Annotated in this window: 24 protein-coding genes; 17 read left to right on the top strand and 7 right to left on the bottom strand. The window is 47.1% G+C overall.

Features of this window, described 5'->3' with window-relative positions; genetic code table 11:
* Position 1 precedes the first annotated feature (1 nt).
* Genes NIA71_RS08100 through NIA71_RS08050 form a run of 11 tightly spaced genes read left to right on the top strand, consistent with a single transcriptional unit; the run spans position 2 to position 11663 of the window.
* Positions 2 to 4774, top strand: coding sequence for a phage tail tape measure protein (locus NIA71_RS08100; RefSeq protein WP_253020151.1), 4773 nt, complete (start codon positions 2 to 4; stop codon positions 4772 to 4774).
* Entirely contained in the window at positions 4771 to 5478 is a 708-nt protein-coding gene (locus NIA71_RS08095) for a mtfA protein (RefSeq protein ID WP_253020150.1), read from the top strand. Before NIA71_RS08100 ends, NIA71_RS08095 begins: the two co-directional genes overlap by 4 nt.
* The gene (locus NIA71_RS08090) at positions 5479 to 7554 is read left to right on the top strand and encodes a phage tail spike protein (RefSeq protein ID WP_253020149.1); all 2076 of its coding nucleotides are present in this window, start codon (positions 5479 to 5481) and stop codon (positions 7552 to 7554) included.
* The gene (locus NIA71_RS19910; protein WP_269478866.1) at positions 7541 to 8083 is read left to right on the top strand and encodes a hypothetical protein; all 543 of its coding nucleotides are present in this window, start codon (positions 7541 to 7543) and stop codon (positions 8081 to 8083) included. Before NIA71_RS08090 ends, NIA71_RS19910 begins: the two co-directional genes overlap by 14 nt.
* A 13-nt stretch (positions 8084 to 8096) precedes the next feature.
* Positions 8097 to 8735 (top strand): collagen-like triple helix repeat-containing protein, encoded by a 639-nt coding sequence (locus tag NIA71_RS08080; protein ID WP_253020148.1) that lies wholly within the window; start codon positions 8097 to 8099, stop codon positions 8733 to 8735.
* A 53-nt stretch (positions 8736 to 8788) separates the two neighbouring features.
* Positions 8789 to 9259, top strand: a complete 471-nt coding sequence (locus NIA71_RS08075; RefSeq protein WP_253020147.1) for a hypothetical protein — start codon at positions 8789 to 8791, stop codon at positions 9257 to 9259.
* Entirely contained in the window at positions 9256 to 9630 is a 375-nt protein-coding gene (locus NIA71_RS08070; RefSeq protein WP_253019336.1) for a hypothetical protein, read from the top strand. Before NIA71_RS08075 ends, NIA71_RS08070 begins: the two co-directional genes overlap by 4 nt.
* Before the next feature lie 22 nt (positions 9631 to 9652).
* Entirely contained in the window at positions 9653 to 10063 is a 411-nt protein-coding gene (locus NIA71_RS08065; RefSeq protein WP_253020146.1) for a hypothetical protein, read from the top strand.
* 55 nt (positions 10064 to 10118) lie between these two features.
* Positions 10119 to 11099: an N-acetylmuramoyl-L-alanine amidase gene (locus tag NIA71_RS08060; protein WP_253020145.1), complete on the top strand. Its 981-nt coding sequence runs from the start codon at positions 10119 to 10121 to the stop codon at positions 11097 to 11099.
* A 14-nt stretch (positions 11100 to 11113) separates the two neighbouring features.
* A complete protein-coding gene (locus NIA71_RS08055) occupies positions 11114 to 11362 on the top strand; it encodes a phage holin (protein WP_148399210.1) in 249 nt (82 codons plus the stop codon).
* 4 nt (positions 11363 to 11366) lie between these two features.
* The gene (locus NIA71_RS08050) at positions 11367 to 11663 is read left to right on the top strand and encodes a hypothetical protein (RefSeq protein ID WP_148399211.1); all 297 of its coding nucleotides are present in this window, start codon (positions 11367 to 11369) and stop codon (positions 11661 to 11663) included.
* A gap of 176 nt (positions 11664 to 11839) precedes the next feature.
* Here the strand turns inward: NIA71_RS08050 and NIA71_RS08045 are convergent, their stop codons facing one another.
* From NIA71_RS08045 to NIA71_RS08020, 6 genes are all read right to left on the bottom strand, one after another.
* Positions 11840 to 12466 (bottom strand): AP2 domain-containing protein, encoded by a 627-nt coding sequence (locus NIA71_RS08045; protein WP_148399212.1) that lies wholly within the window; start codon positions 12464 to 12466, stop codon positions 11840 to 11842.
* The gene (locus tag NIA71_RS08040; RefSeq protein ID WP_253020144.1) at positions 12453 to 12878 is read right to left on the bottom strand and encodes a ribbon-helix-helix protein, CopG family; all 426 of its coding nucleotides are present in this window, start codon (positions 12876 to 12878) and stop codon (positions 12453 to 12455) included. Before NIA71_RS08040 ends, NIA71_RS08045 begins: the two co-directional genes overlap by 14 nt.
* Positions 12879 to 12891: 13 nt before the next feature.
* On the bottom strand, positions 12892 to 13059 hold the full coding sequence (locus NIA71_RS08035) for a hypothetical protein (protein ID WP_253020143.1): 168 nt from the start codon (positions 13057 to 13059) through the stop codon (positions 12892 to 12894).
* A gap of 375 nt (positions 13060 to 13434) precedes the next feature.
* The gene (locus tag NIA71_RS08030) at positions 13435 to 13884 is read right to left on the bottom strand and encodes a hypothetical protein (protein WP_253020142.1); all 450 of its coding nucleotides are present in this window, start codon (positions 13882 to 13884) and stop codon (positions 13435 to 13437) included.
* Positions 13885 to 14000: 116 nt separating this feature from the next.
* Positions 14001 to 14192, bottom strand: coding sequence for a hypothetical protein (locus NIA71_RS08025; RefSeq protein WP_148399215.1), 192 nt, complete (start codon positions 14190 to 14192; stop codon positions 14001 to 14003).
* Positions 14193 to 14215: 23 nt separating this feature from the next.
* The gene (locus NIA71_RS08020) at positions 14216 to 14560 is read right to left on the bottom strand and encodes a hypothetical protein (RefSeq protein WP_253020141.1); all 345 of its coding nucleotides are present in this window, start codon (positions 14558 to 14560) and stop codon (positions 14216 to 14218) included.
* Positions 14561 to 14718: 158 nt separating this feature from the next.
* Here NIA71_RS08020 and NIA71_RS08015 point away from each other — a divergent pair, with 158 nt between their 5' ends.
* Positions 14719 to 14934 (top strand): helix-turn-helix domain-containing protein, encoded by a 216-nt coding sequence (locus NIA71_RS08015; RefSeq protein WP_253020140.1) that lies wholly within the window; start codon positions 14719 to 14721, stop codon positions 14932 to 14934.
* A gap of 7 nt (positions 14935 to 14941) precedes the next feature.
* Here the strand turns inward: NIA71_RS08015 and NIA71_RS08010 are convergent, their stop codons facing one another.
* A complete protein-coding gene (locus tag NIA71_RS08010; RefSeq protein ID WP_253020139.1) occupies positions 14942 to 15196 on the bottom strand; it encodes a hypothetical protein in 255 nt (84 codons plus the stop codon).
* A gap of 81 nt (positions 15197 to 15277) precedes the next feature.
* Here NIA71_RS08010 and NIA71_RS08005 point away from each other — a divergent pair, with 81 nt between their 5' ends.
* From NIA71_RS08005 to NIA71_RS07985, 5 genes are all read left to right on the top strand, one after another.
* Entirely contained in the window at positions 15278 to 15691 is a 414-nt protein-coding gene (locus NIA71_RS08005; RefSeq protein WP_253020138.1) for a glycosyl hydrolase family 18 protein, read from the top strand.
* 511 nt (positions 15692 to 16202) lie between these two features.
* Positions 16203 to 17576: an MATE family efflux transporter gene (locus NIA71_RS08000; protein WP_253020137.1), complete on the top strand. Its 1374-nt coding sequence runs from the start codon at positions 16203 to 16205 to the stop codon at positions 17574 to 17576.
* Between the two features lie 51 nt (positions 17577 to 17627).
* On the top strand, positions 17628 to 18176 hold the full coding sequence (locus tag NIA71_RS07995; protein ID WP_148397191.1) for a flavodoxin family protein: 549 nt from the start codon (positions 17628 to 17630) through the stop codon (positions 18174 to 18176).
* 384 nt (positions 18177 to 18560) lie between these two features.
* Positions 18561 to 20282: an acetolactate synthase catalytic subunit gene (locus tag NIA71_RS07990; RefSeq protein WP_253020136.1), complete on the top strand. Its 1722-nt coding sequence runs from the start codon at positions 18561 to 18563 to the stop codon at positions 20280 to 20282.
* A 57-nt stretch (positions 20283 to 20339) separates the two neighbouring features.
* Positions 20340 to 21737: an aldehyde dehydrogenase family protein gene (locus NIA71_RS07985; protein ID WP_253020135.1), complete on the top strand. Its 1398-nt coding sequence runs from the start codon at positions 20340 to 20342 to the stop codon at positions 21735 to 21737.
* Positions 21738 to 21779 lie beyond the last annotated feature (42 nt).

Below are 21779 nucleotides of genomic sequence, written 5' to 3'. Positions count from 1 at the left end.
ATTGGCTGACGGTAAAGTCATAATTGAAACAGGATTAGATAAAAGCGGAATAGAGGCGGGGCTAAAAAAACTTGGAAAAGTAGCAAAGGCGGGACTCGGGGTAACAACCAAAGCGATTGCGGGAGTAGGGACTGCCCTCACTGGGGCGGCTGGCCTTGCAGTCAAATCTGGCATTGACTTTGAATCTGCATTTGCAGGAGTAAAAAAGACTGTTGATGCAACTGATCAGGAGCTTGCGGAGTTCCGGCAGGGCATCCGGGATATGGCAAAGGAAATGCCAACCGCAGCGACCGAGATCGCAGGGGTAGCTGAAGCAGCCGGGCAGTTAGGCATCAAAAATGAATCCCTCCTGTCCTTTACCAAAACCATGACCATGCTGGGTGACTCGACAAATATGAGTGCGGAAGAGGCAGCAACGTCTTTGGCGCGGCTAGCCAACATCACCGGTATGCCACAGGAGAATTTTGACCGTTTAGGGGCTACGATTGTTGATCTTGGTAATAATTTAGCTACAACGGAATCTGAAATCGTGGCAATGTCTCTGAGGATTGCCGGTGCTGGTTCACAGGTTGGCATGACTGAGGCGCAAATCATGTCGTTCTCGGGCGCGCTGTCTTCTGTCGGTATCGAGGCAGAGGCAGGCGGTACCGCATTTTCAACCCTGCTGTCAAAAATGAACCTGGCATCCTCAAAGGGCGGAAAAGAACTTGAACAGTTTGGAAAAGTTGCAGGAATGTCCGCAGAGGAATTCAAAAAGGCATTCCAGGAAGATGCTTCGGGCGCAGTTTTGTCATTTATCCAAGGGCTGGGGCAGATCAATGAAAATGGCGGCTCAGCAATTCAGACGCTTGACGAAATGGGGCTTTCGGACATCCGCATGAGGGATGCACTTTTGAGAGCGTCCGGGGCAAGTGACGTCTTTGCGGAGGCTTTACGGACTGGCAATAGTGCATGGGAAAAAAACACGGCACTGACCAACGAGGCGAAACAGCGCTATGAAACGTTGGAATCCAAGTTAGGAATCCTGAAAAACACTGCGACCGATCTGGGAATATCCATGTACGATTCACTCGAAAACCCCTTGCGTGGAGTTGTGGATACTGCAACAGATATGGTCGGATCGCTTGAAACGGCATTTCAAAAAGATGGATTTAGCGGCTTGGCAGAGCAGGCGGGTGCCGTACTTGCGGATGCGTCTGTAAAGATGGCAGAAGCGGCGCCGGATATGATTGAGGCCGGAGCCAAGACTATAAAATCATTTGCAGACGGGATCATGGAAAATCGAGGAGAGATCGCAGAGGCGGCAGGAGAGGTTGCGATAGCCCTTGCAGAAGGCGTCGGAGAACTTTTACCGAAAGGTATCGGGAATGCCTTTAAGAACACCGCAAAGGCAGCGGTAGCCGTGGCGAAGCCGGTTTTGAAAGTGGCGGATGCAATGGCGCAGGTAGCAGCAGAATGCTCTGGTGCTATTCCTATAATTGTCGGAGTCGGAGCGGCCTTCAAAGTAAGCTCCTTTATGGATAATTTTGCATCCGCACTAAAACTTGTCAAGGTCGGCCAACAGGCGACGACAAAATCCACGATTGCAAACACGATTGCAACAAAACTAAATACAGCAACCGCAAAAACGGCATCTGCCTCAAAGGTGTATCAAGCTGCTGTCGAAAAGTCACTCGAAGCGGCGACCACTGCGTCAACTCTAAAGATGGGCACTTACACTGTGGCGCAGAGGGCCAGCGCGGCGGCATCCGGGGTTGCAGCAGTCGCGACGAAAGGGTTCAGTGCGGCGCTATCTATGATGGGTGGGCCGGTAGGTGTTGCGATTACATTGGTCGGGCTTGCGGCTGGAGCGTTATTGACATTTTCGGATAACTCCGACAAAGCCACGAGCGCCGTGGACAAACAGGCAGAAAAAGTTAAAGAGCTGTCGGACGCATATAGGGAATCGAAGAAATCGAGAGAAGAGTCGTTTGAATCAACAGAAGCTGAGGCGGCAGCGGCGTCTGATTTGACTGGAAGAATCTCGTCACTGGCTAAAAAGACAAGGAAAACGGCTGACGAGAAAGCTCGATTAAAGAGCTATGTGGATCAACTCAATAAGCTAATGCCGGACCTCAATCTCAAATACGATGAGGAAAACGACAAACTGAATAAAAATACCGATGAACTTTGGAATAACGTAGCGGCAGTACAGGCCCATGCCAGGGCAAAAGCTGCGGAGACAGCGGCCACGGAAGCACTGACCGAGCAGATGAAGCTTCAGCGGGAGATGGAAAAGGCGCAGGATGCACGGGACGATGCAAAACAAGCGCTTGATTCTGTTCCTGACAGCGAAAAATATATTGCCAACGGCCGCGGCGGGAAAGTCATGAGTTCCGAATACGCAAGTAAGATTGAGGAGTTTAACAAGGCCGATGAGTCAGTTAAAAACCTGCAAAAAGACTTGAACGCAGCAAATAGGGAGGTTGAATACTACAACGGCATACAGGTTGATTCCTTAAAATGGGAAGAGGCCATGCGGAGTACAGACGCCTTTATTGCTCTGATGGCAGACAGCGGCTTGAAAATCAGCAACAAGCTTGCTGAGGGTATCCGCGCAGGCAAGTATGGCGTTGTGCAAAGCGTTGAGGATGTACAGAACGTTGGCACATTCAGCAAATTGTCAAAAACCGCAGGCGAAGGCGGTAAAAAAGCAGTTAACACGCTTGCAAAGAACTTGCGAAGCGGCAAGCTAAAACCCAAAAAGGCAGTTGATGAAATGCAGGCCCTTATACAATTTAATGAACTGTATAAGGGAGCGGACAAGGGCGGCAAAGAAGCCTTGAACGCCCTGAAAAAGAGCATTGAATCTGGCAAGACGAAGCCAAGCGAAGCGATGAAGCAGGTCGTTGAAGCGGCAAATAAGAAGGGTGAAGCGAAGGGAAAAGAAGCGAAAAAAATTGGTGAAGCAATTGACTCCGGGGCAGCAGGCGGCATTAATACAAAACTGATTGAAGCTGCTGCAAGAATGGCAAAAGATGCTTTGGAGGCTGCAAAAAAAGAAATTGACAGCCATTCTCCATCAAGAAAATTTAAAAATGAAGTCGGTAAAATGATGGTTGCTGGCGTGGTTGCAGGTATCAATTCGGAGAAAAATAATCTTATATCTACAACTTCCGGTTTAATGAGCAGCACTGTCAATGCTGCAAAACAAGCAGCCACAACGGGGAATTTTGCAGACATTGGCAAGAACTTTACAGACTCGTTCACGTCGAAAATCGACGCCCGCCAAACAAGCGAAGTCAACAGCCTGAAAAAGACCCTCGAAAATAAACAAAAATCAATTGTTACAGCTGACAAAAAAGAGGAACAGGCACTCGAAAAGAAGATCAAGAAATCTTCCGGCAAACAGAAAAAGGCATATCAGGCCGAACTGAAAGCACTAAAAAAGAAGCATAAAAGCGAACAGTCTGCTGCGAAATCTGCATCATCGAAGATTTTAAAAGCTTACGAGTCAGCATTAAAGCAAGAAAGCCAGAAATTAATTGACCAGGCTGAAAAAAACATCGAAGAGCTGTCAAACACCTACCAAGCAAAATATGATGAGCTGATCCAAAAGCGCGAGGCCATGCGTGACAAGCTGATGGACACCGGCGATCTGCTGATCTCCAAGACCGGCAACTTGTCTGGCCTGAACGAGGTCAATAGCGGCAACCCCATGACGGCGCTGAATCGAAACGTCAAGGCGCTTGAAAAGTATCAGAAGAACATCACGGCCATTAAAGGGAAAATCCCGGATGACCTGATGGAGGAAATCCTCAAGATGGGCGTGTCGGATGCGAACTCATATATTAACAAACTGCTCAAAATGGAGGACGGCAAGTTTGACGAGTATGTGAGCAAGTGGAAGAGTGAGCAGGCAACAGTCAAAGCTTTGGAAGATCAATACCTGAACACGAATACCCTCGGAAGTTTACAGAGCGACATCGATCAGATGAGGCAGTATCAAAACGGCCTAAACAGTCTGAAAGGCCGGATACCTGAGTCAATGATGGAAGAAATCCTCGGTATGGGCGTGAACGATGCGAACGCATACATGCAGCAGCTACTTGCTCTGAGTAATACACAATTTGCGACCTACGTCGAGCAGTGGCGGCAGAAAGAGGCACTTGCGAATAGTATATCGACAGAGTTTTTTGCTCAGGATATCCAAACGATCCAGACAAACTACTCAAACGCAATCAATACAGAAATGTCCAAGCTTAAAACGCAGATGAGCAATCTCGGCAAAAATGTCGGAAAAGCTTTTGCGAGCGGGCTCAAAAGTCAGAGTAAAAAATCAAAAAAAGCGGTCAAGGATATCTGTAATACGGTTATTAAACAGTGTAAAAAATCCTTGGGTATCAAGTCACCGTCGAGGGTGTTTAAAGAAATCGGAAAGTTGTCGATGGTCGGCGCCGAGGTCGGAACTGAAAAAGAAGCGAAGCAGCTCTACAAGACAACCGACAAGGTGGCTCAGACGTATGCGGAGCGATTTTCGGCAGCCAAACTGGACGCTGGTGCTATGTACGCAAAGATGCAGGCCGCCGTTGTGGCGGAGCAGAGCAGGGTACCGGCATCCGTGCAGACGCAGATCGTCAAACTGCAAGCACAGCAGCCGGAACGATCAGAACAGCGGGTAGTATATGAAATCCATGTCCATTCCGATATCGACGGCAGGGAAGCCGCAAAAGCAATGGCCACTTTTACGGATGAGGAACTTGGAAAGATCGCAAAACGAAAGGAGCGAAGATGATGCTGGGGCTAAGAATTGGAGAAAAACATACATACGAAGATTGGGGGCTTAGGTGGTTGGAGCCCTATAATATTGGGTTTCCAGAGCCGCAGCTAAAAGAGGTGGAAGTACCGGGCAGCAGCGGAGTGTTGGACCTCACAGAGGCCATGACAGGCCATGTGGCTTTTGACCAGCGGGCCGTAGAATTTAACTTTGAATCTGCGGATCAAGATTATTTTGAATATGAGGTCGTAAAGAGCCAGATCGCAAACTACCTGCATGGCAAGCGGTACCGGATCGTCTCTGATCTGGACCCGCACTTTTATTATGAAGGCCGGCTGAAATTTAATGCGGAAAAATCAAGTAAAGCTGAAAGCACGATCACCCTGTCCGGCGACGTGAATCCGTATAAATTTGAAATGACCAGCTCGGCAGAGGATTGGCTTTGGGACCCGTTTTCTTTTGCCGATGGCGTGATCCGGACAGCAAAAGACCTGCGGGTTGACGGGGAGCTTGTTGTCACGATCCCGCCGACCGTCCGGCCCTGCATCCCGGTTTTTACGCCGACACAGGACATGATCGTGGAATGCGAAGGCTGGAAATACAAGCTCAAAAAAGATATGGCCCTGGAAGTGCCTTATATTATCCTGCACGACAGGGAGACGATGTTAACCTTTACCGGATATGGATGGGTGACGATTGACTACAGAGGAGGAAAACTATAGATGTATTACATAACCGCAGATGGCACGCACATGCATGTGCCCGGAGCAGAGGAACGGCAGATCGTCAATCCTATGCTGTCAGAAAAGCTTGACCAGATCGACTCGTTTACTTTTGACATCCACCCGAACCATCCGATGTATGATGCCTTGGTGCAAATGAGGACACAAATCCGTATCTATCAGGATCACGATCCGATCTGGGAAGGCCGGGTCATTGACAACGACGATGAAAGCGACAAGACTCGATCTATTGTTTGCGAGGGCGAAATGGGTTATCTGATTGATAGTATCCAGCAGCCTTACGACGAGGACTTTGTACTGATCGAGTTTTTGGAGTTTTTAATTGACAATCATAACCGGCAGGTGGACGGATGGAAACAGTTTAAGCTGGGGAATGTTTACGTGGAGGAAGAAGATGACGCTGACACGGCTCGGACCAGCAATGACTATCAGACTACCAAGGCGGCCCTCGACAATGTACGGACAAAGTACGGCGGTCACTTTGTGGTGCGGAAAAGCGACGGCGTGCGATACCTGGACTACATCAAAGAATACACGCATGTCTCAACGCAGCCGATCACATTCGGGCGAAACCTGCTCAAAGTGACAAAAAGCAGCAAGGGCACGGATATCAAAACGGCTCTGATCCCCCTCGGCAAAGCAATCGGAAACGAGCGGATCACGATTGAGGATGTAAATGACGGAAAAAACTACCTGGTCAATGAGGAGGCCGCCAAACTTTACGGCCTGATCTGGGGCACGGCTTTCTTTGACGATGTTGAGGACGAGAACGAGCTGCTGGCAAAAGGTAAAGAGACGCTTACAGAGGTATCAAAGCCTAAACATACAATCCAGGCCACGGCGGTTGACATGAGCCTGCTGGATCGGTCAATCGATGAGTTTAAAATCGGCTATAAGGTGCCGATGCTCTCTAAGCCGCACGGCATTGATGACACTTTTCAGGTGACAGAGATCACCCGGCCGCTCTTTGAGCCGGATAAGTTTGAGGTTACGCTTGGCGGTGAGACGGATAAAATCAGCGGAACGGTCGTTTCCGGGCAAGTTGAAGCAAAGCAATACACAAATGAGAAGGTCAGCATCATTTCCGGGGGCTCGGGCGGCTACCTGATTCTCGATCCGCCCGGTGATCGCCCAGAGCGATTGCTGATTATGGACGATCCGAACAAAGACAAGGCCGTGAATGTGATTCAGATCAACAAAAATGGTATAGGTTTTTCCCGCAACGGCATCAACGGTCCATATGAAAACGCCTGGACAATCGACGGGAATCTGGTTGCGGACTTTATCAGGGCGGCAAAGCTGCAAGCTGGGACAATAGGCGGATGGATTATCAATGACAACGCAATATATTCTGACTTTGTTTTTGATGATGGGACAACGGTTTACCGTGTGTACATCCAAAGATTTATGGAAAAAAGCCTAACGGATTCATGGGTGTTTTCAGTTCAAAAAAGCTCAGACGGCGGAGAAAACTTTGGCGGCATCATGTATATCCGTGGTGACGGATTGATCGTGGCGCCAGCAGGCATATTTGATCGGATAGATGTTGGTGGGCCAGGTGTAAGTATTTTTAACTCGGGTATAACCTGTGGAGCTAATACCGCATACCCAGATACAGTCTTGTCCATCATGGGGAGCGGAATCGCTAGAGACAATTTTAGCGTTTACGGCACTTTTTACGCCGCAAAGGGATCCATCGCCAGCTCAGACAGGGCGCTTAAAACGAATATAAAAGAGCTGGATAGCACGGAATCTGAAGAATTTTTGATGCACTTGAAACCGGTTGAGTACGTCTATAAGGACGATCCGGGAACCGTTCGGCATGGTTTTGTCGCTCAGGATGTAAAAGAGGCTATGGCAGGACGAACGTGGGGCGTATACGAAAATGTTGAATTGAAACAACCGCTTGATGCCAAAGGGAATCCGCAAAAAAGTAAAGTGGTTGCATCGGTCCGGTATGACGAAATCATCGCCGATCTTGTCAAGGTTGTACAGAGTCAAAATGACCGCATTACGGTCCTAGAAAGCGAGGTGAAGGCACTTGGCAAAAATTGATATATCGCAGGAAATTGCGAATTTTAGAGAAGCGATCTATGGCGAAGAGGTGAGAGGGAGTTTGATCTCAGTCGCCGAAAAAGCAACGGCTGGCGTTGATGCAGTTGCGGAATCCGCCGAATCGGTTTTGCGGTCTGCCACACAGGCGATTACAAAATCAGATCAGGCGGCAGCAAAAGCAAATACCGCAGCAACAAACGCAGATCGAGCGGCAGAAGCGGCCACGCAGATTAAAAATACTGTACAGAGCAAGCTCGACAATGGGGACTTTATCGGGCCGCCTGGACCGCAGGGGAATACAGGGAACAAGGGAGAAAAAGGCGATAAGGGTGACACTGGTGCCACCGGGCCCGCAGGTGCTGCTGGACCTCAAGGGCCGCCCGGTGAGAGTGGTGTTACTACACCGGTCAACTCATTTTTTACAATGTCGGTTGATCCGGACGGCAATTTATGGGCCAATCATGCGGATGGCGGAGCGCCTGATTTTGAGTATGACAGCGCAACAGGAGCGCTGTATTTTTTGACGTAGAAAGGAGATCAGAATGGCAAAAACTTTGATAGGTAACATCAAGGGCCCCAAGGGCGATAAAGGTGACAAGGGGAATACTGGACAAACTGGCGCAACAGGCCCGCAGGGAGCAAGAGGAGAACACGGCTCTGTCTGGTACTCTGGTACTAAAATCACTGGCACGGCCACGACTGCTACGATTTTTAGCGGCAGCGGCGTGACAGCGGCGGCCTTGGATGATTACTATCTCAATACAGGTACGGGCAACGTATATCGCTGCACCGTGGCGGGAGCTGCAAGCGTGGCTAAATGGGTGTATGTTGGATGTATCAAAGGGCTAAAGGGTGACAAAGGCGACAAGGGCGATAAAGGCGACAAGGGGGATATTGGTCCGCAGGGGCCAGCAGGGACGATTGCAAATATCTCCGCTCAAGCAATTACCTTTACACCAGCGTCGTCAAAATCGGAAATCCTGACCGGCGACACGCTTGCAATGCTGTTTGGCAAGCTCAAAAAAAATCAATCCGTGATGGACTCAAACATGGACACGATGAGATCAAATATATCAAAGGCACAGACTACTGCTGACAGCGCTGTATTATCCCTCGAAAACCTCATCTCCGATGAAACCATCGCAGCCGCAAAGGCCGCAGGCATTGATTTGACAGTATAGCAAGTATAAATAAAGACACCTCTCCCGCTCGGAGGGGTGGGAAAGGAAAGAGAATGAGTAATGGAATAGAAAAGTTAAATAAAGGGCTGAAAGATATCTTTAAACTGATGGCGGCACGAAACAAAGTATTGTGGGAGAATGGCACCGGGTGGAGCAGCGGTAGCATAACCGTGCCGGATGTGGATAAATACAACGAGTTTGATGTCTATTTATGGACAACGACTTCACCTGTTCGGTGCTGTCTAATTGATGGCAGGATCGTTGGCGCAAATATGTTGCCAAACGTAAGCCCTAATAAACATACAAGCGCAGCGATTAGTCTTGTAATATCTGGAACAACACTGACTTTTCAGGGCGCTGGCACAATTCAACATTTACCGTCCGGCTCGCACATGACGTTGGATACACAGTCGATCAGAAAAATTGTTGGGATTGAGCCTATCCCGTCCAAAATTTTGTCGGGGGGGCGCTTAAAAGCAGTATTTTTTAGGTGTCTTGTCCAGATTAGGGGGTGCGTGGCATGAATGGAATCGATTATGCGAACAACGCACTCCAAGCCCTATTTGGCGGCTTAGAGGTCAAAACAGAAGGTATTTGGAATTATGTCAAGCTACCCAACGGCTTGGCGATTGCCTGGGGCGGCGAGAAGAAGATAACAATGGCTTTAGGCGGGACATCAGGCGCATGTTGGTATGCAGTAGATCGAGCGGTAAATATCCCTACAGGACTGTTTATAGACGATATAAAAGTGATCGGATCAGCAACGGCCAATCATTATGCTGCGGCACTGTTTGCGATAAATGGCGGGAAAGTCTATGTGCAAATGAGTTCGTCCTATGCTTTTTCGGACTTGTTAGTAACTTGGGACGCTGTTTTAATCGGCAAGTGGAAATAACCCTCGAAAGGGGGTGCGCGGCGTGAGTTATACACAAGATCAGATGATCGCAATGTTTAATCAGTTGCAGCAATCCCTGCTGGAAAAACAAACTCAAACAGAGGCAGCAATTACTAATATAAACAGCTATCTGACCCCTAATACGGCAAAGGCTGCAAAGACGGGTAACATGGTGGATATAACATTTTTGGCAACAGTAAAAACAACACACACACTTAATGGTAGTGGTGGTATCCAAATTGGCATTATCCCAGAGGAGTACCGTCCACAGCTAACGACGATCCGCACAGTATATGTTGCTCAAGGAGCAGTTTGCAAGCTTGCAATTTTATGGGTAATACCGACCGGCTCATTAATGGTATACTCTGCGGATGCGTCACTCAATATGGCAGTTGGGCAAACCTACCGGATATGCACGACCTATCAGTTATAACAGACCTCAAGGGGTCTATTTTTATACCCTCGAAGAGAGGGGGAAAGGAATTATTATGGCAAAAATAGCAATTGATGCAGGGCACGGACGGTATACACCGGGCAAACGCTGCATGAAGAAATTGGACAAGAACGAGACAAGAGAATGGGTCCTAAATGACCGGGTGGCCGATGAGCTTGGGAGACTCCTCAAAGCGGCCGGACACACGATCAAGCGCATGGATGATCCGGACGGCAGTACGGACGTCTCTCTTGCGGCGAGAGTACAAAAAGCAAATGCCTGGGGTGCAGACTTTTACATATCGGTGCATCACAACAGCGGCGTTGGCGGCAGCTCTGGCGGAGGTACGGAGGTCTATGTATCTCAAGGCTGCCAGAGTAAGAGCAAAAAGGCCCAGGCTGCTATCTATAAGCATGCAATTAAGCGTGGTAACCTCAAAGGCAACCGGGCGGACGGGACCAGGACCGCAAACTTTTACGTGATCCGCTATACAGATATGCCAGCGTGTCTCATTGAGTGCGGCTTTATGGACAGCAAGGTTGATATCAAGTATATCCTTGACCCTGCATGGAGTAAAAAAATCGCACTGGGGATTGCTGAGGGTATCTGCGAAGTGTTTGGCGGGACGGTTAAGGTCAGTGGATCGGGCAGCAGCACGCCAAAACCTGCCCCAGCAAAGCCAGCTGCAAAAAAATACATCGTGAATAAGGATACGAGAGCATTGCAGAAAGCGATGAATAAATCCTATGACTGCAATCTCGAAGAGGATAGCAGCTGTGGGCCAGCAACGCAAAAGCAGATCGGGAAACACTATCTGTATTACAGGAAAAAGAAGCCGATCAAAAACGCTCACGTGAAATGGTACCAGAAGCAGCTCAACAAGAAATTTAAAGAAATGGGCCGACCGGAGCGAGTTACCGTTGATAGCTCATTTGGTCCAGATTGCGCCAAAAAGACGAAGCTTTATCAGAAACTAAAAGGGCTTGAGGTGGATGGATACGCTGGACTGAAAACACATTTATCTTTACTGAAATAGGAGGAGAAGAGAACATGAACAAAGAAGTAAGAAACCTAATCATCCGGACAGGCGTAACAGTGGTATTGTGGGCGAATATGGTACTTGCACATAAGGGCATGTCCCCACTACCAATCGATGAAAACGGAGCCACAGAGCTGATCTCTGAGGCGTTGGCGGCGCTGGCAACCCTGTGGGCATGGTGGAAAGACAACGACGTGACAAAGAAAGCCAGAGCCAAAAAAGAAGTTATTGCCACGCTGGAGCATGAAGGGGAGATTTAAGTCGATGGAAACAGCCTTAACAATGTTATTGAGCCTTGCTACAACGGTAATTGCTGGAGTGGCCCTACATGCGATTAAGTCCGGGCAGAAGAAGGCTCAGAGCAGGGAAGAGGATAGGGACAAGCGGGAGCAGCTTACTCTCGAGGCTATCAATGCGTCCTTTTGTGTCAATAAAGAGCTTGTCAGCTGCGTCCTTGACGGAAAGCCTGCGAACGGTGAACTCGATGAGGCTTACGAGTATCAGAGAAATGTCAAACATAAAATTGAGGACTATGCCCGTGAAAAAGCGTCACGCTCATAGCCCATACCTATGCCCCGGGGGAGTGATCCTCTGGGGCTTTTTTAATGCGTAAAATGCCCGTATTCTTGCATTTGTGTTGATATTTAAAGAGGATCATCTATAATTAAAGTGACTTTCCTCTATTCAGGTAAGAGCGGGGAGAGGGAAGCAAAAGGCCGCAGGAATAACATCTGCGGCTATTTTTTAGGAAACAACGGGTCGCCCGTCATTCCTTTGTTAATATGCTCTTTCACAATCTCTTCGGCTTTCATTCTCACTTTGGCTGCATCTTCTAAACGGTCGTATCGACCCAAGTTATATTTTTTACCCTTATACCTGATTGACGCTTGCCATTTTTGCCTTGATTTGTCCCAGTTCACGCCGACAATGCCGCTTTTGTTGGATGCGGTCATAGCACCAATTTTGATCGGCTGAGAGCCGTCAACAAACGTTTCCAGCATCCTTTGCGGAATGTCACGGTCTTTGTTGACACATCCGCAAGATGTTGTCTGTCCAGAAATGATAGAATCCTTACGCACCTCAATGACATTATCACATTCACATCTACAGATCAGGAAAGTTCTTTTCCGGCCTGAAATGGTTTTTGTTTTTTCTGACAGGACGGTCAATTTACCGAATTGCCTGCCAGCGACGTTTGTATGCTTTAGGCAGCCACATGATTTTGTGTGGCCGCTTCTTAAATTTCCCGCAAATACTTCACAGGTGTTGCCACATTCGCACCGACATAGATATCTGTTTCCGCCGATGTATTTTTCGACACACAGCAAATCAAAAGTTCGACCAGTCAAATCATTTCTTTGCATTTAACAAGTCCTCAATAATTTCTCCAATCGATTTCCCCGTCTCCTTGCGCAGAGTATCCAGCTTTTCTTTTGCTGATGCTGAGATATCGGCAGTAATTTTGACTTTATCCTCTTCCAGCCGTCCGAAAATTTGTTCGACCTCATCGGCGGATAGGTTATTTTCTGACCATTCCATCGCCGCCTCTGGCTCCATCGGCATGATCTTTTCACCGGCTCCACCGCTGTTTCCATGCCATTCACCATATCGAGAATTTCCGCCGCCCCAGCCATACAGAAAGAAATTGCCGCTCTTTGTCAGATACAAGACTTCTTCCCAATATTCAAAGTCGGAAGGGGAGTGCCCGCTATCAATGCGGGCAAGTTCCTTTGCGCTTTCTGTATTGTACAATTTTCCTTTGATTCTTTTATTCATATCCTTCCTCCGATTATCCCTTAATTTGTACCCATTCGCCGATAGCGTCATCTTCTGTAATCCATCTGCCATCTTCGGCAATATAGACTTCACAGCCGGTTGCCTCGTCAATAAATGTTTCCTGCCCCATATCAACCATAACTTCCTCATCGATTCCGTATACATAAATTTTTTCTAACATTTCTTTGTTCCTCCTTTATTTGATAATACTATTATACAGTAAAATATTACTTTTGTCAAGATATATTACAATAAAATATTACAAAAGTGCCGTATGTTTTGAGGTTTGACAAATATAACAATTGTAGTATATAATATAAAAAACGTTGATTAAGTAATTATATGACCGCGTAGGTGTACAGCCATAGTTTGTATGCTGATTGTCGCCCAACCATCAGGGCGTGGATTGAGGTCTATAATTATCTAGCGTTTGAGCAACAACTTAATTAGTCGCTTCCCATTAGGGGAGCGTGGATTGCAGTAAATTTATAAGTTATTGCTTAACACAAAAAGACAAGGCCGCTTTTGAGTTGGTCTTGTCTTTTTGATATAAATATTATACTAAAACGATGTTGTTGCATCTGTACACTTTTTCCGATACAGCACCATACACTGTGTATTTTTTCTTTTCAATTAATTCTTTCAAATGTTCAGGCCGTCTCAAAAATTTTACATAATCCTGCTCACATAATTCAAAAATAACGAGTTTGTTTTTGCCATTTCCAGCTCTAACATAAATATTGGTATAATCACAATTAATATCAGATTTTAAAACTTTGTAGTTATTGCAAGTTTTTGTATAATTTTCCACTTCTGTTTCAAAATCAAAATAATTTAACGATTCATTTGCCAAAACTTCAAGGTCAAGATTTTCAATTTCCAGTGTGTTTTTTTGATATCCTTTTTTTAACACACTTACAACAGACTCTGTAGATATCTGTTTTCCATTTTCCCACACGGTTAAATATGCCTTGTACCGCGAATAATATCTGTAATTATGCTCCATTGTCTCTAGTGCGTCGTTCAATCAGTAGTCACGTATTCGATTACTTCCTCCTCTTTCCAACGATTCTGATCAAATACAATATATGTTTTCATTGTTTATTCCTTTCTGCCTCCGTGCTATGCTCCTGCACGAGCTATTTTATCTGCAATATTTTCGTAACGCTCTGCATCTGCTAAGTACATCTGTTCTTGCTTCTGATCTCCTCTTTCTCTTGCATCCTGCGCCATTTCATAGCTGTTATGTTTGTCGGCTAAAGCCATACCCCAAATTGTCATTAATTCGTCGTCCGTAAAATTCAATGTTTTCATTTTCCTCTCTCCCTTCCGGGGGCTTATGCCCCAAAATCCATATTCAGAATCATTTCAGCAATTTGCTCCTGATATACAAGCGTGCCATTTAGGTGAGCCTTGCCTGTATTCAGATCAACGTATCCGTCACCCTTTCTGGAGCCGCCGTTAATGTAAACTCGATCTCTGTCGTATTTGGTCCATCTGTTCAGGATGCGTGTAAATCCGTTTGGGCTTGTTATTTCCATGCCGTCTACAAATTTTACAAATTTCATTGCTTTAATCTTTGCTTCTGCCCACGCCTCTTTGAGCGCTCTTGATATTGAGCATTTAAGTTTTCTTACCATTTTCCATGCGTTTTTCATGATTTCTGATTTATTGTATTTCATTTTTTTGTTCCTCCTGATCTCTGTTGTTGATACTATTGTACACTTTAAAATGTCACTTGTCAACATAAAATGTACACTATTTTTAAACTTTTGCAAAATATTTTTACCGTTTGACACTTTTGCGTTTATAATGTAAGATGTATGAGGAGGTAAAAACCATGTTAACAACAAGCGAAAAAATCATAGTCCTGCTGGAGCGCAAGAAAATGAATAAATCCGATTTAGCTGCGGCAATCGGGACTACACGGCAAAACCTTGGCAATAAGCTGAGTCGCAACAATTTTAGCGAAAACGATTTACGCAAAATTGCCAGCGCCCTAGGGACAGATTTGCAGGTTGATTTTATTGACCGTGAGACAGGGGAGTCAATATAGTGTACATTTAGCAATTAAGCCGCTCAGACCCCGTGATGCGTATTATCGTGTTCGCAGGGTCTTTTTTGTTTTCTGAGATAATTTTAAATTTCAAGATATCGATAGTGAGCCCAAAGTCAAGGGTATATCCGATATACTTTTTCTCGATTACACGACTCAGATCGCCGATATACTGTAGCTCACTTTCATAACCTTTCCTTAACATCAAATCATCCAATTCCTTAAAGGTTAATTCCGTTCCGACTAAATTTTGCTTCTTCATTTTTGTAACTCCTTTCCAAACTGTTATAATAGTTGATTCTGTTACTCATAACATTGTTGCGGCTACACATACGGACCGCCGATGGCAGTTGCGCCACTCAACCAAGTACGCCGAGTACTCGATTACGCGGTCAGTGAGGTACCGCCGGATCAATTATTAATGGGGATCCCCAACTACGGTTACGATTGGACGCTTCCTTTTGTTCAGGGAGAATCCAGAGCAGAAAAGATTTCCAACGATGAGGCGATAGCCAGAGCAGAACGTTATGGTGTGGAGATCTTTTTTGATGAGCAGGCACAATCCCCATATTATTATTACACGGATGAAAACGGCGCCGATCATGTGGTGTGGTTTGAAGATGAGCGGAGCATGCAGGCCAAACTGGCGCTTGTATCTGAGTATGGTCTGGCGGGGGTCAGCTATTGGAATATCATGGATTATTTTGCGGCCGGGTCTGAGGTGCTGCGGGAAATGTATGACGTGGCCAAGGTGTGATGCTGCGGGTTTTTGTTATGCGTTTGATCCGAGCTGAGGAGTGGCAGGCTGGCGCTTCAAGGGCGCTGCTTGGCATTCCGTTCGCTTTGGCTGAAAGGAGATTGAGAAGGAATGGGGAGTGTGAAAAAAGCAAAAATATAATGCGGAATTTACGCAGTTTTCAACGATTGGGGCCCCTCAAACGCGGTCTGGAGCGGATGGGAGGGCCTTTTCTCAATATGAGGCTCCGCGAACCCATAACTTTGCGTAAAAAGGTTAAATTTTCGCAGAAATTTTCCGCAGGGCCCGGCTCCCTGACAGGACCCCCTTAAAGCTTCCGGCAAGCTGGTGGTGCCGGCCTCGAGCATCAGGGGAAATGGCTGGTGAAGCTGGTGCTGCCTTTGCTGGGCTCAATAAAAAATCCGCAGCATTTGACAAACTCCAAAGTTCCTGTTAAGCTAAAAAAAGTTTAATCGATTCAAAACTGTATAAGCGATTTGTAGCTGACATTTGCCGCATTAAGGTGCTGACATTGAAAAAGAAAAATGTAGCGACAATCGAAATGTGCAACGGCCCCATCTTTAAGAATGTGCTGTTATTTGCTGTACCCATCATAATCGGGAATTTGATGCAGATACTGTTCAGCGCAGCAGACATGGTTATTGTGGGGAATTTTGCGGGAGAAAACGCGCTTGCGGCAGTAGGCGCCAATATCTCATTCATTTACTTAATCGTCAATTTATTCGTAGGGCTGTCAATAGGCGCAAACATTGTGACTGCCCGGTATTACGGCGCTCAAAATAAAGAAGAAGTGGAAGAAACCGTACATTGCTCCGTGGCAATCTGTTTGGTTTGCGGGTTCTTCTTGGCAATTATGGGAGTGGCTGTTGCCAGAGTCTCTTTGGAGCTTCTGGGTACTCCGGAAACTGTTATAAATGATGCGGTCACTTATTTAAGGATCTGTGCCCTGGGTTTTCCATTCACACTGATTTTTAATTTTATCAGGGCTATTATGAACGCAGAGGGCGATACCAGGTTCCCTCTCACTTGTTTAATTCTTGCAGGCGGCACCAATATCGTGCTTGACCTGCTTTTTGTGCTGACTTTTCATCTCGATGTCCCTGGCGTCGCATTGGCAACGGTTCTATCCAACGGCCTGGCGGCCGCCCTGATGACCATTCATCTATGCCGCAAACCGACAGCAATAAACCTGCAGATCCGGAACATTCGTTTCATCAAGTCCAAATTCTTCGAAATCATAAAAGTCGGATTACCTGCTGGGCTGCAGGGGGTGGCCTTTTCCATATCCAATGTAATTGTCCAAAATGCCGTAAACTCCTTCGGCTCCATCGTTGTAGCGGGGAACACGGCGGTAATCAATCTGGAAGGCTTCTTATACCAGGCCATGTACGGCTTTTATCAGGCGTCGGGGACCTTTGTAAGCCAGAACTATGGAGCAAAAAAGTATGCAAGGATCAAAAGGGTGTTGGGTGTCTGCCTGCTTTGTGCCTTTGTCTCGGGATTTGGCCTCTCCCTGATCTCCATCGTTTTTCGCCATGGGGTTTTAGGATTCTATTCCCAGCAGGAGGCGGTCATAGCCGCGGGCGTAATCAGAATTTTGGTCGTTTTTCCGCTGTACTGCCTCTGCGGTCTAAATGATGTTTTATCGGGAGCCATGCGGGGAATTGGCTATTCTACAGTTCCGCTTATTATATCTCTGCTGGGCGCCTGCGTGCTGCGGGTTGTGTGGATTTTTACCGTGTTCAGCGTGCAGCACACCCTGGTAGTCCTGTATCTGTCTTACCCGGTATCTTGGGCATTGACCTTTGTTTTACACTTTGCTGCGTTTCATGCAGGCTATAAAAAACTGAGAAAAAACGAGTCTGCGTGGTACGGCAGCAGTTAGAATCGTTGCGGTATCAATTGTTATTTTTCATAAAGAAAGGAAGCGAAGAAAATGAGTAAAAAGATTTTAGTTTTAACAGGCGGGGCCAGACATGGCGGAAACAGCCAGCTTATGGCGGATGCTTTTGTGAAAGGCGCAAAGGCGGCCGGCCATGAGGTTGTACGGTATGATGCGGGGTTTAAAGACATCAAGGGGTGCATTTTTTGCGAAACCTGTTATCAACTGGGCGAAAACAAAGCCTGCTCCCATGACGATGTATTCAATGAGCTGGCGCCCTATTATGAATGGGCCGAGTCGCTGGTAATCGTCACGCCGCTGTATTGGTATACCTATACGGCGCAAATAAAAGCGGCACTGGACAAGTATTATGCGCTGATGGTAGCTAAAAGGCCTCAGCCCATCCAAGAAGCCTACCTGATTACATGCGGCGCGGGAAAGGATGATTATAAATACGATGCCATCATCAATACCCACCAACTGATCGCAAAGGATCGCGGCTGGAACAACCTGGGATGCTACCATGTCAACGGCGTTTTTCATAAAGGCGACCTGGCAGACAAGTATCTGAAAGAATTGGAAGAGATCGGGAAAGGGTTTTAACGCGTTCTGAGCATTAAAAAACAGTGCCATAAAAACCTCTAAGCAATGGAAGAAATTTTGCTTAGAGGTTTTTTCATTTTGTGGATATGTTTCCTTTTTTACACAGGGAACCCTATTTTCTCTGGAAAAGCCTAAAACTTCCTAAAACAGACCCAATGGCCCAACACCAAGCCTAAAAACAAAAAGAAGTGCCGTAAAAACCAAATATAAAAAAGAATCAACCCAAATTTAACGTCTAAATTTCAACGCCCACAAACGTTTTCAGAGTTTTTGGAAAAAAACCTTTTGCGGGTTGGCATATTAGTTGCTCAATTAGAAGGTGTAAATGCCTTCAAAAGGGGGTTCATAAGGAAAAACATTTTTACATAAGGAGTGACACAGAAGATGCAAGCAAAAGAATTGACAAATGCGGAACGGTTTGCAAGGGCTTTAAAACGAAATGGCGTTGAATTTATCTTTGGACAAAGCAATCCCACAAAGATCATGCTGGCCGCCATGGAGCTGGGGATCCGGCAAATCGGATTCAGACAGGAAAATACCGGCACCTATATGGCTCAAGCATACGCCATGGCATCAGGAAAAATCCCATGCGTAGCGGCGCAGAACGGTCCGGCTGCCACGCTGCTGGTGCCGGGGCTTTGTGAAGATTACAAGGCCGGACATCCGGTGGTAGCCATTGTACAGGAAGTCCCGCTCCACGATGCGGAAAAAAACGCTTTTCAGGAATTGGATCATGAAAAATTGTTCGAGGGCTGCGCGAAGTGGATAAAAAAGATCTACTCGCAGGACCGAATTGAAGATTATGTGGACATGGCTTTTACAGCAGCAGCGTCGGGGAAACCCGGACCGGCCGTGCTTCTCTGTCCCCAGGATATTTTCAACGATAAGACGGCCAGGCCGGTAGTTTCACCGAGAAAGGCTTCCTTAGGCCACTATCCGCTGGATCGAATGGTTCCGGCCCAAAGCGCGATCCAGGAAGCGGCCAAGCTGCTGCTCAATGCAGAAAATCCGCTGGTTTATGCGGGCGGAGGCATTTTTTCCTCCAGAGCAGTGGATGAAATTCGGGAACTGCAGGATGCCTTTTGCCTTCCTGTAGCAACAACGACAATGGGCAAGGGGGCAGTTGACGAAACCAACCCCCTCTCTGTAGGCGTCATTGGATATTACATGGGACACCGAAGCGCCACCAAATTCATGAAACCTTTGGTCCAAAGGTCCGATGTCGTTTTGCTGGTGGGCAACAGAACCAACCAGAACGGCACCGATACCTGGACCCTCCTGCCAGAGGATGCGACCTACATACACATTGACATCGATCCCATGGAAATCGGCAGGAACTATGAAGCGATTCGGTTACTGGGTGATGCCAAGCTCACCTTAAGGGCGCTCATCGATGAAATGAAAAAGGGAAATGCCGCCAAACGGCAGGCCAAGAAAGCGGAAATAGCCGCTGAAATCGCGGATGGAAGAGCCAGGCATCAAGAAGAGATCAAGGACGTGATGTGTTCACAAATTTCACCCATTCGAATTGAACGATTCATGGCTGAACTGGAAAGGCAAGTGGCGGACGACTGTATGGTCGTTGCTGACGCAAGCTTTTCCTCCATCTGGAATGCCAACTATATAACCGCCAAGGCGGACAGAGAATTCTATTTCCCCAGAGGTCTTGCGGGCCTGGGCTGGGGATTCCCAATGGCCATGGGCTGCAAATTGGCCAGCCCGGAAAAGCCGGTATTCAGCCTGTCAGGAGACGGAGGCTTCGCCCATACATGGAGTGAGCTTGAAACCTGCAAACGGGAAGGCATCAATGTGATCGCGGCAGTGATCAATAATAAGATTCTGGGCTATCAGTATTACGCGGAAAAGTTCAAATTCGGCGAAGTGACAAACGCTGTCTGGATCGATACGGTGGACTACGCTAAGATTGCCGAATCCTGCGGACTGAAAGGCCTGACCATCCGAACCGTTGAAGATATTAAGCCGGTGCTGGAAGAGGCATTTGAAGCAGTAAAAACAGAGACGGTTGTAATTGACATAAAGACAGAAACCTTCTGTCAGCCGCCCCTGCCTATGATCGATACGCTCAAATTGGCGGAGCTGGTATAACAAGGATTAATACGCAGCGTATTAATATAAATGATCAACAAGAAAGGAAAGATGATTATGAGCAAAATGTTAGACGTAACAAATCCTTATACAGGAGAATTGGTTGAATCGATTAAACTGGACACAATTGAAGAACTGAAAGAAAAAGTTGCTAAAGCGAAAGCGGCCCAGCCGGCCTGGGAGAAAACACCCATTGTTGAACGGGCCAAGCTGGTCATGAGCATGATTGACAAAATCGAAGAAAAGAGCGATGAGATCGGCCGTATCTGCGCCACAGAAATGGCAAAGCCCATCAACTCGGCTAAAGGCGAATGTTTCGACGGCGGAGAAATAGGCAGAGGCAACGTGGAACGGGCAAAACATCTATATGGAGATGTATTCACAGGAACCACAGCAGGCCGGGAATATGACCTGGGATTTTCAAGAAGAGAGGCCCTGGGCGTAGTCGCCGCCATTATTCCCTTCAACTATCCCATTGAAATGTTCTTCCAGAAGACAACTCCTGCGCTGGCGATGGGTAATACGGTAATCGTAAAAGCTCCGTCCTCCAATCCTTTGGCGGTGAGAATGCTGGTGGATTGCGCTCACGAAGTTGGAATTCCGGAAGATGTTATTTCCTTTACTGCCTGTGAAAGAGCGGTATCAACCCAGGCGCTTCTGACCCATCCTGATGTGGCGGCCATCGCTCTCACCGGAAGCACAGAAACGGGCGTGGAGATGATTAAGCTGGCCGCCGACTCTATGAAGAAAACCTTTATGGAACTGGGAGGAAACGATGCTCTCATCATCTGCGAGGACGCGGACGTGGACACGGCTGTACAGGAAGCCCTGGAAGGGAGACTTTATAACAACGGGCAAGTTTGCTGCGCCACAAAGCGCTATCTGGTTCCAACGAGTATGCATGATGAGTTCGTCGCAAAGTTAAAAGAGAAAGTGCTGGCAATTCCACGGGGCAGCCAATTCGATCCTGATGCAAAAGCCATCTGCTTAGTAACCGAGAAGGCGGCGATCAAGGTAGAAGCGCAAATTCAGCATACTGTAGAGCAGGGCGGAACCATCGTATGCGGCGGAAAGCGGGAAGGCGCCTTCATCGAACCGACCATCATCGACCATGTTTCCAAAGATGCGGATGTTGCCAAGGATATGGAAATCTTCGCCCAGGTATGGCCGATCATTACCTATGAAACAGAAGAAGAGGCGATTCAAATTGCCAATCAGTCCAGCTACGGCCTGAGCGGCGGCGTCCTTGCGGGCGATACGGTCCGGGCATTTCGCATTGCGGATCAGATGGAATCCTCGGCCGTTATCGTAAACGGATGCAGCTGTTACAGAATGAACGAACAGCCCTTCGGCGGATGCAAGGCAAGCGGTCTTGGCAATGAGGGAGTTGGCTATTCTCCGGAAGAATACAGCAGACTCAAGACCTATGTTTTAAAGGGAGCTTTTGTAAAGTAAGAAATCCCAAACATCATCGGGAGGTGGCCGTACCCAAAGAAC

The organism is Ihubacter massiliensis (assembly GCF_024125305.1).
Lineage (GTDB): Bacteria > Bacillota > Clostridia > Peptostreptococcales > Anaerovoracaceae > Hominibacterium > Hominibacterium faecale.
This window is presented reverse-complemented; position numbering and strand designations above follow the sequence as displayed.

Excerpts from the sequence above, each read along its gene's own strand:
- NIA71_RS08095 (WP_253020150.1), top strand. The coding sequence starts at position 4,771 with ATGATGCTGGGGCTAAGAATTGGAGAAAAACATACATACGAAGATTGG.
- NIA71_RS08090 (WP_253020149.1), top strand. The coding sequence starts at position 5,479 with ATGTATTACATAACCGCAGATGGCACGCACATGCATGTGCCCGGAGCA.
- NIA71_RS08080 (WP_253020148.1), top strand. The coding sequence starts at position 8,097 with ATGGCAAAAACTTTGATAGGTAACATCAAGGGCCCCAAGGGCGATAAA.
- NIA71_RS08075 (WP_253020147.1), top strand. The coding sequence starts at position 8,789 with ATGAGTAATGGAATAGAAAAGTTAAATAAAGGGCTGAAAGATATCTTT.
- NIA71_RS08070 (WP_253019336.1), top strand. The coding sequence starts at position 9,256 with ATGAATGGAATCGATTATGCGAACAACGCACTCCAAGCCCTATTTGGC.
- NIA71_RS08060 (WP_253020145.1), top strand. The coding sequence starts at position 10,119 with ATGGCAAAAATAGCAATTGATGCAGGGCACGGACGGTATACACCGGGC.
- NIA71_RS08055 (WP_148399210.1), top strand. The coding sequence starts at position 11,114 with ATGAACAAAGAAGTAAGAAACCTAATCATCCGGACAGGCGTAACAGTG.
- NIA71_RS08050 (WP_148399211.1), top strand. The coding sequence starts at position 11,367 with ATGGAAACAGCCTTAACAATGTTATTGAGCCTTGCTACAACGGTAATT.
- NIA71_RS08045 (WP_148399212.1), bottom strand. The coding sequence starts at position 12,466 with ATGCAAAGAAATGATTTGACTGGTCGAACTTTTGATTTGCTGTGTGTC.
- NIA71_RS08040 (WP_253020144.1), bottom strand. The coding sequence starts at position 12,878 with ATGAATAAAAGAATCAAAGGAAAATTGTACAATACAGAAAGCGCAAAG.
- NIA71_RS08035 (WP_253020143.1), bottom strand. The coding sequence starts at position 13,059 with ATGTTAGAAAAAATTTATGTATACGGAATCGATGAGGAAGTTATGGTT.
- NIA71_RS08030 (WP_253020142.1), bottom strand. The coding sequence starts at position 13,884 with ATGGAGCATAATTACAGATATTATTCGCGGTACAAGGCATATTTAACC.
- NIA71_RS08025 (WP_148399215.1), bottom strand. The coding sequence starts at position 14,192 with ATGAAAACATTGAATTTTACGGACGACGAATTAATGACAATTTGGGGT.
- NIA71_RS08020 (WP_253020141.1), bottom strand. The coding sequence starts at position 14,560 with ATGAAATACAATAAATCAGAAATCATGAAAAACGCATGGAAAATGGTA.
- NIA71_RS08015 (WP_253020140.1), top strand. The coding sequence starts at position 14,719 with ATGTTAACAACAAGCGAAAAAATCATAGTCCTGCTGGAGCGCAAGAAA.
- NIA71_RS08010 (WP_253020139.1), bottom strand. The coding sequence starts at position 15,196 with ATGAAGAAGCAAAATTTAGTCGGAACGGAATTAACCTTTAAGGAATTG.
- NIA71_RS08005 (WP_253020138.1), top strand. The coding sequence starts at position 15,278 with ATGGCAGTTGCGCCACTCAACCAAGTACGCCGAGTACTCGATTACGCG.
- NIA71_RS07995 (WP_148397191.1), top strand. The coding sequence starts at position 17,628 with ATGAGTAAAAAGATTTTAGTTTTAACAGGCGGGGCCAGACATGGCGGA.
- NIA71_RS07990 (WP_253020136.1), top strand. The coding sequence starts at position 18,561 with ATGCAAGCAAAAGAATTGACAAATGCGGAACGGTTTGCAAGGGCTTTA.
- NIA71_RS07985 (WP_253020135.1), top strand. The coding sequence starts at position 20,340 with ATGAGCAAAATGTTAGACGTAACAAATCCTTATACAGGAGAATTGGTT.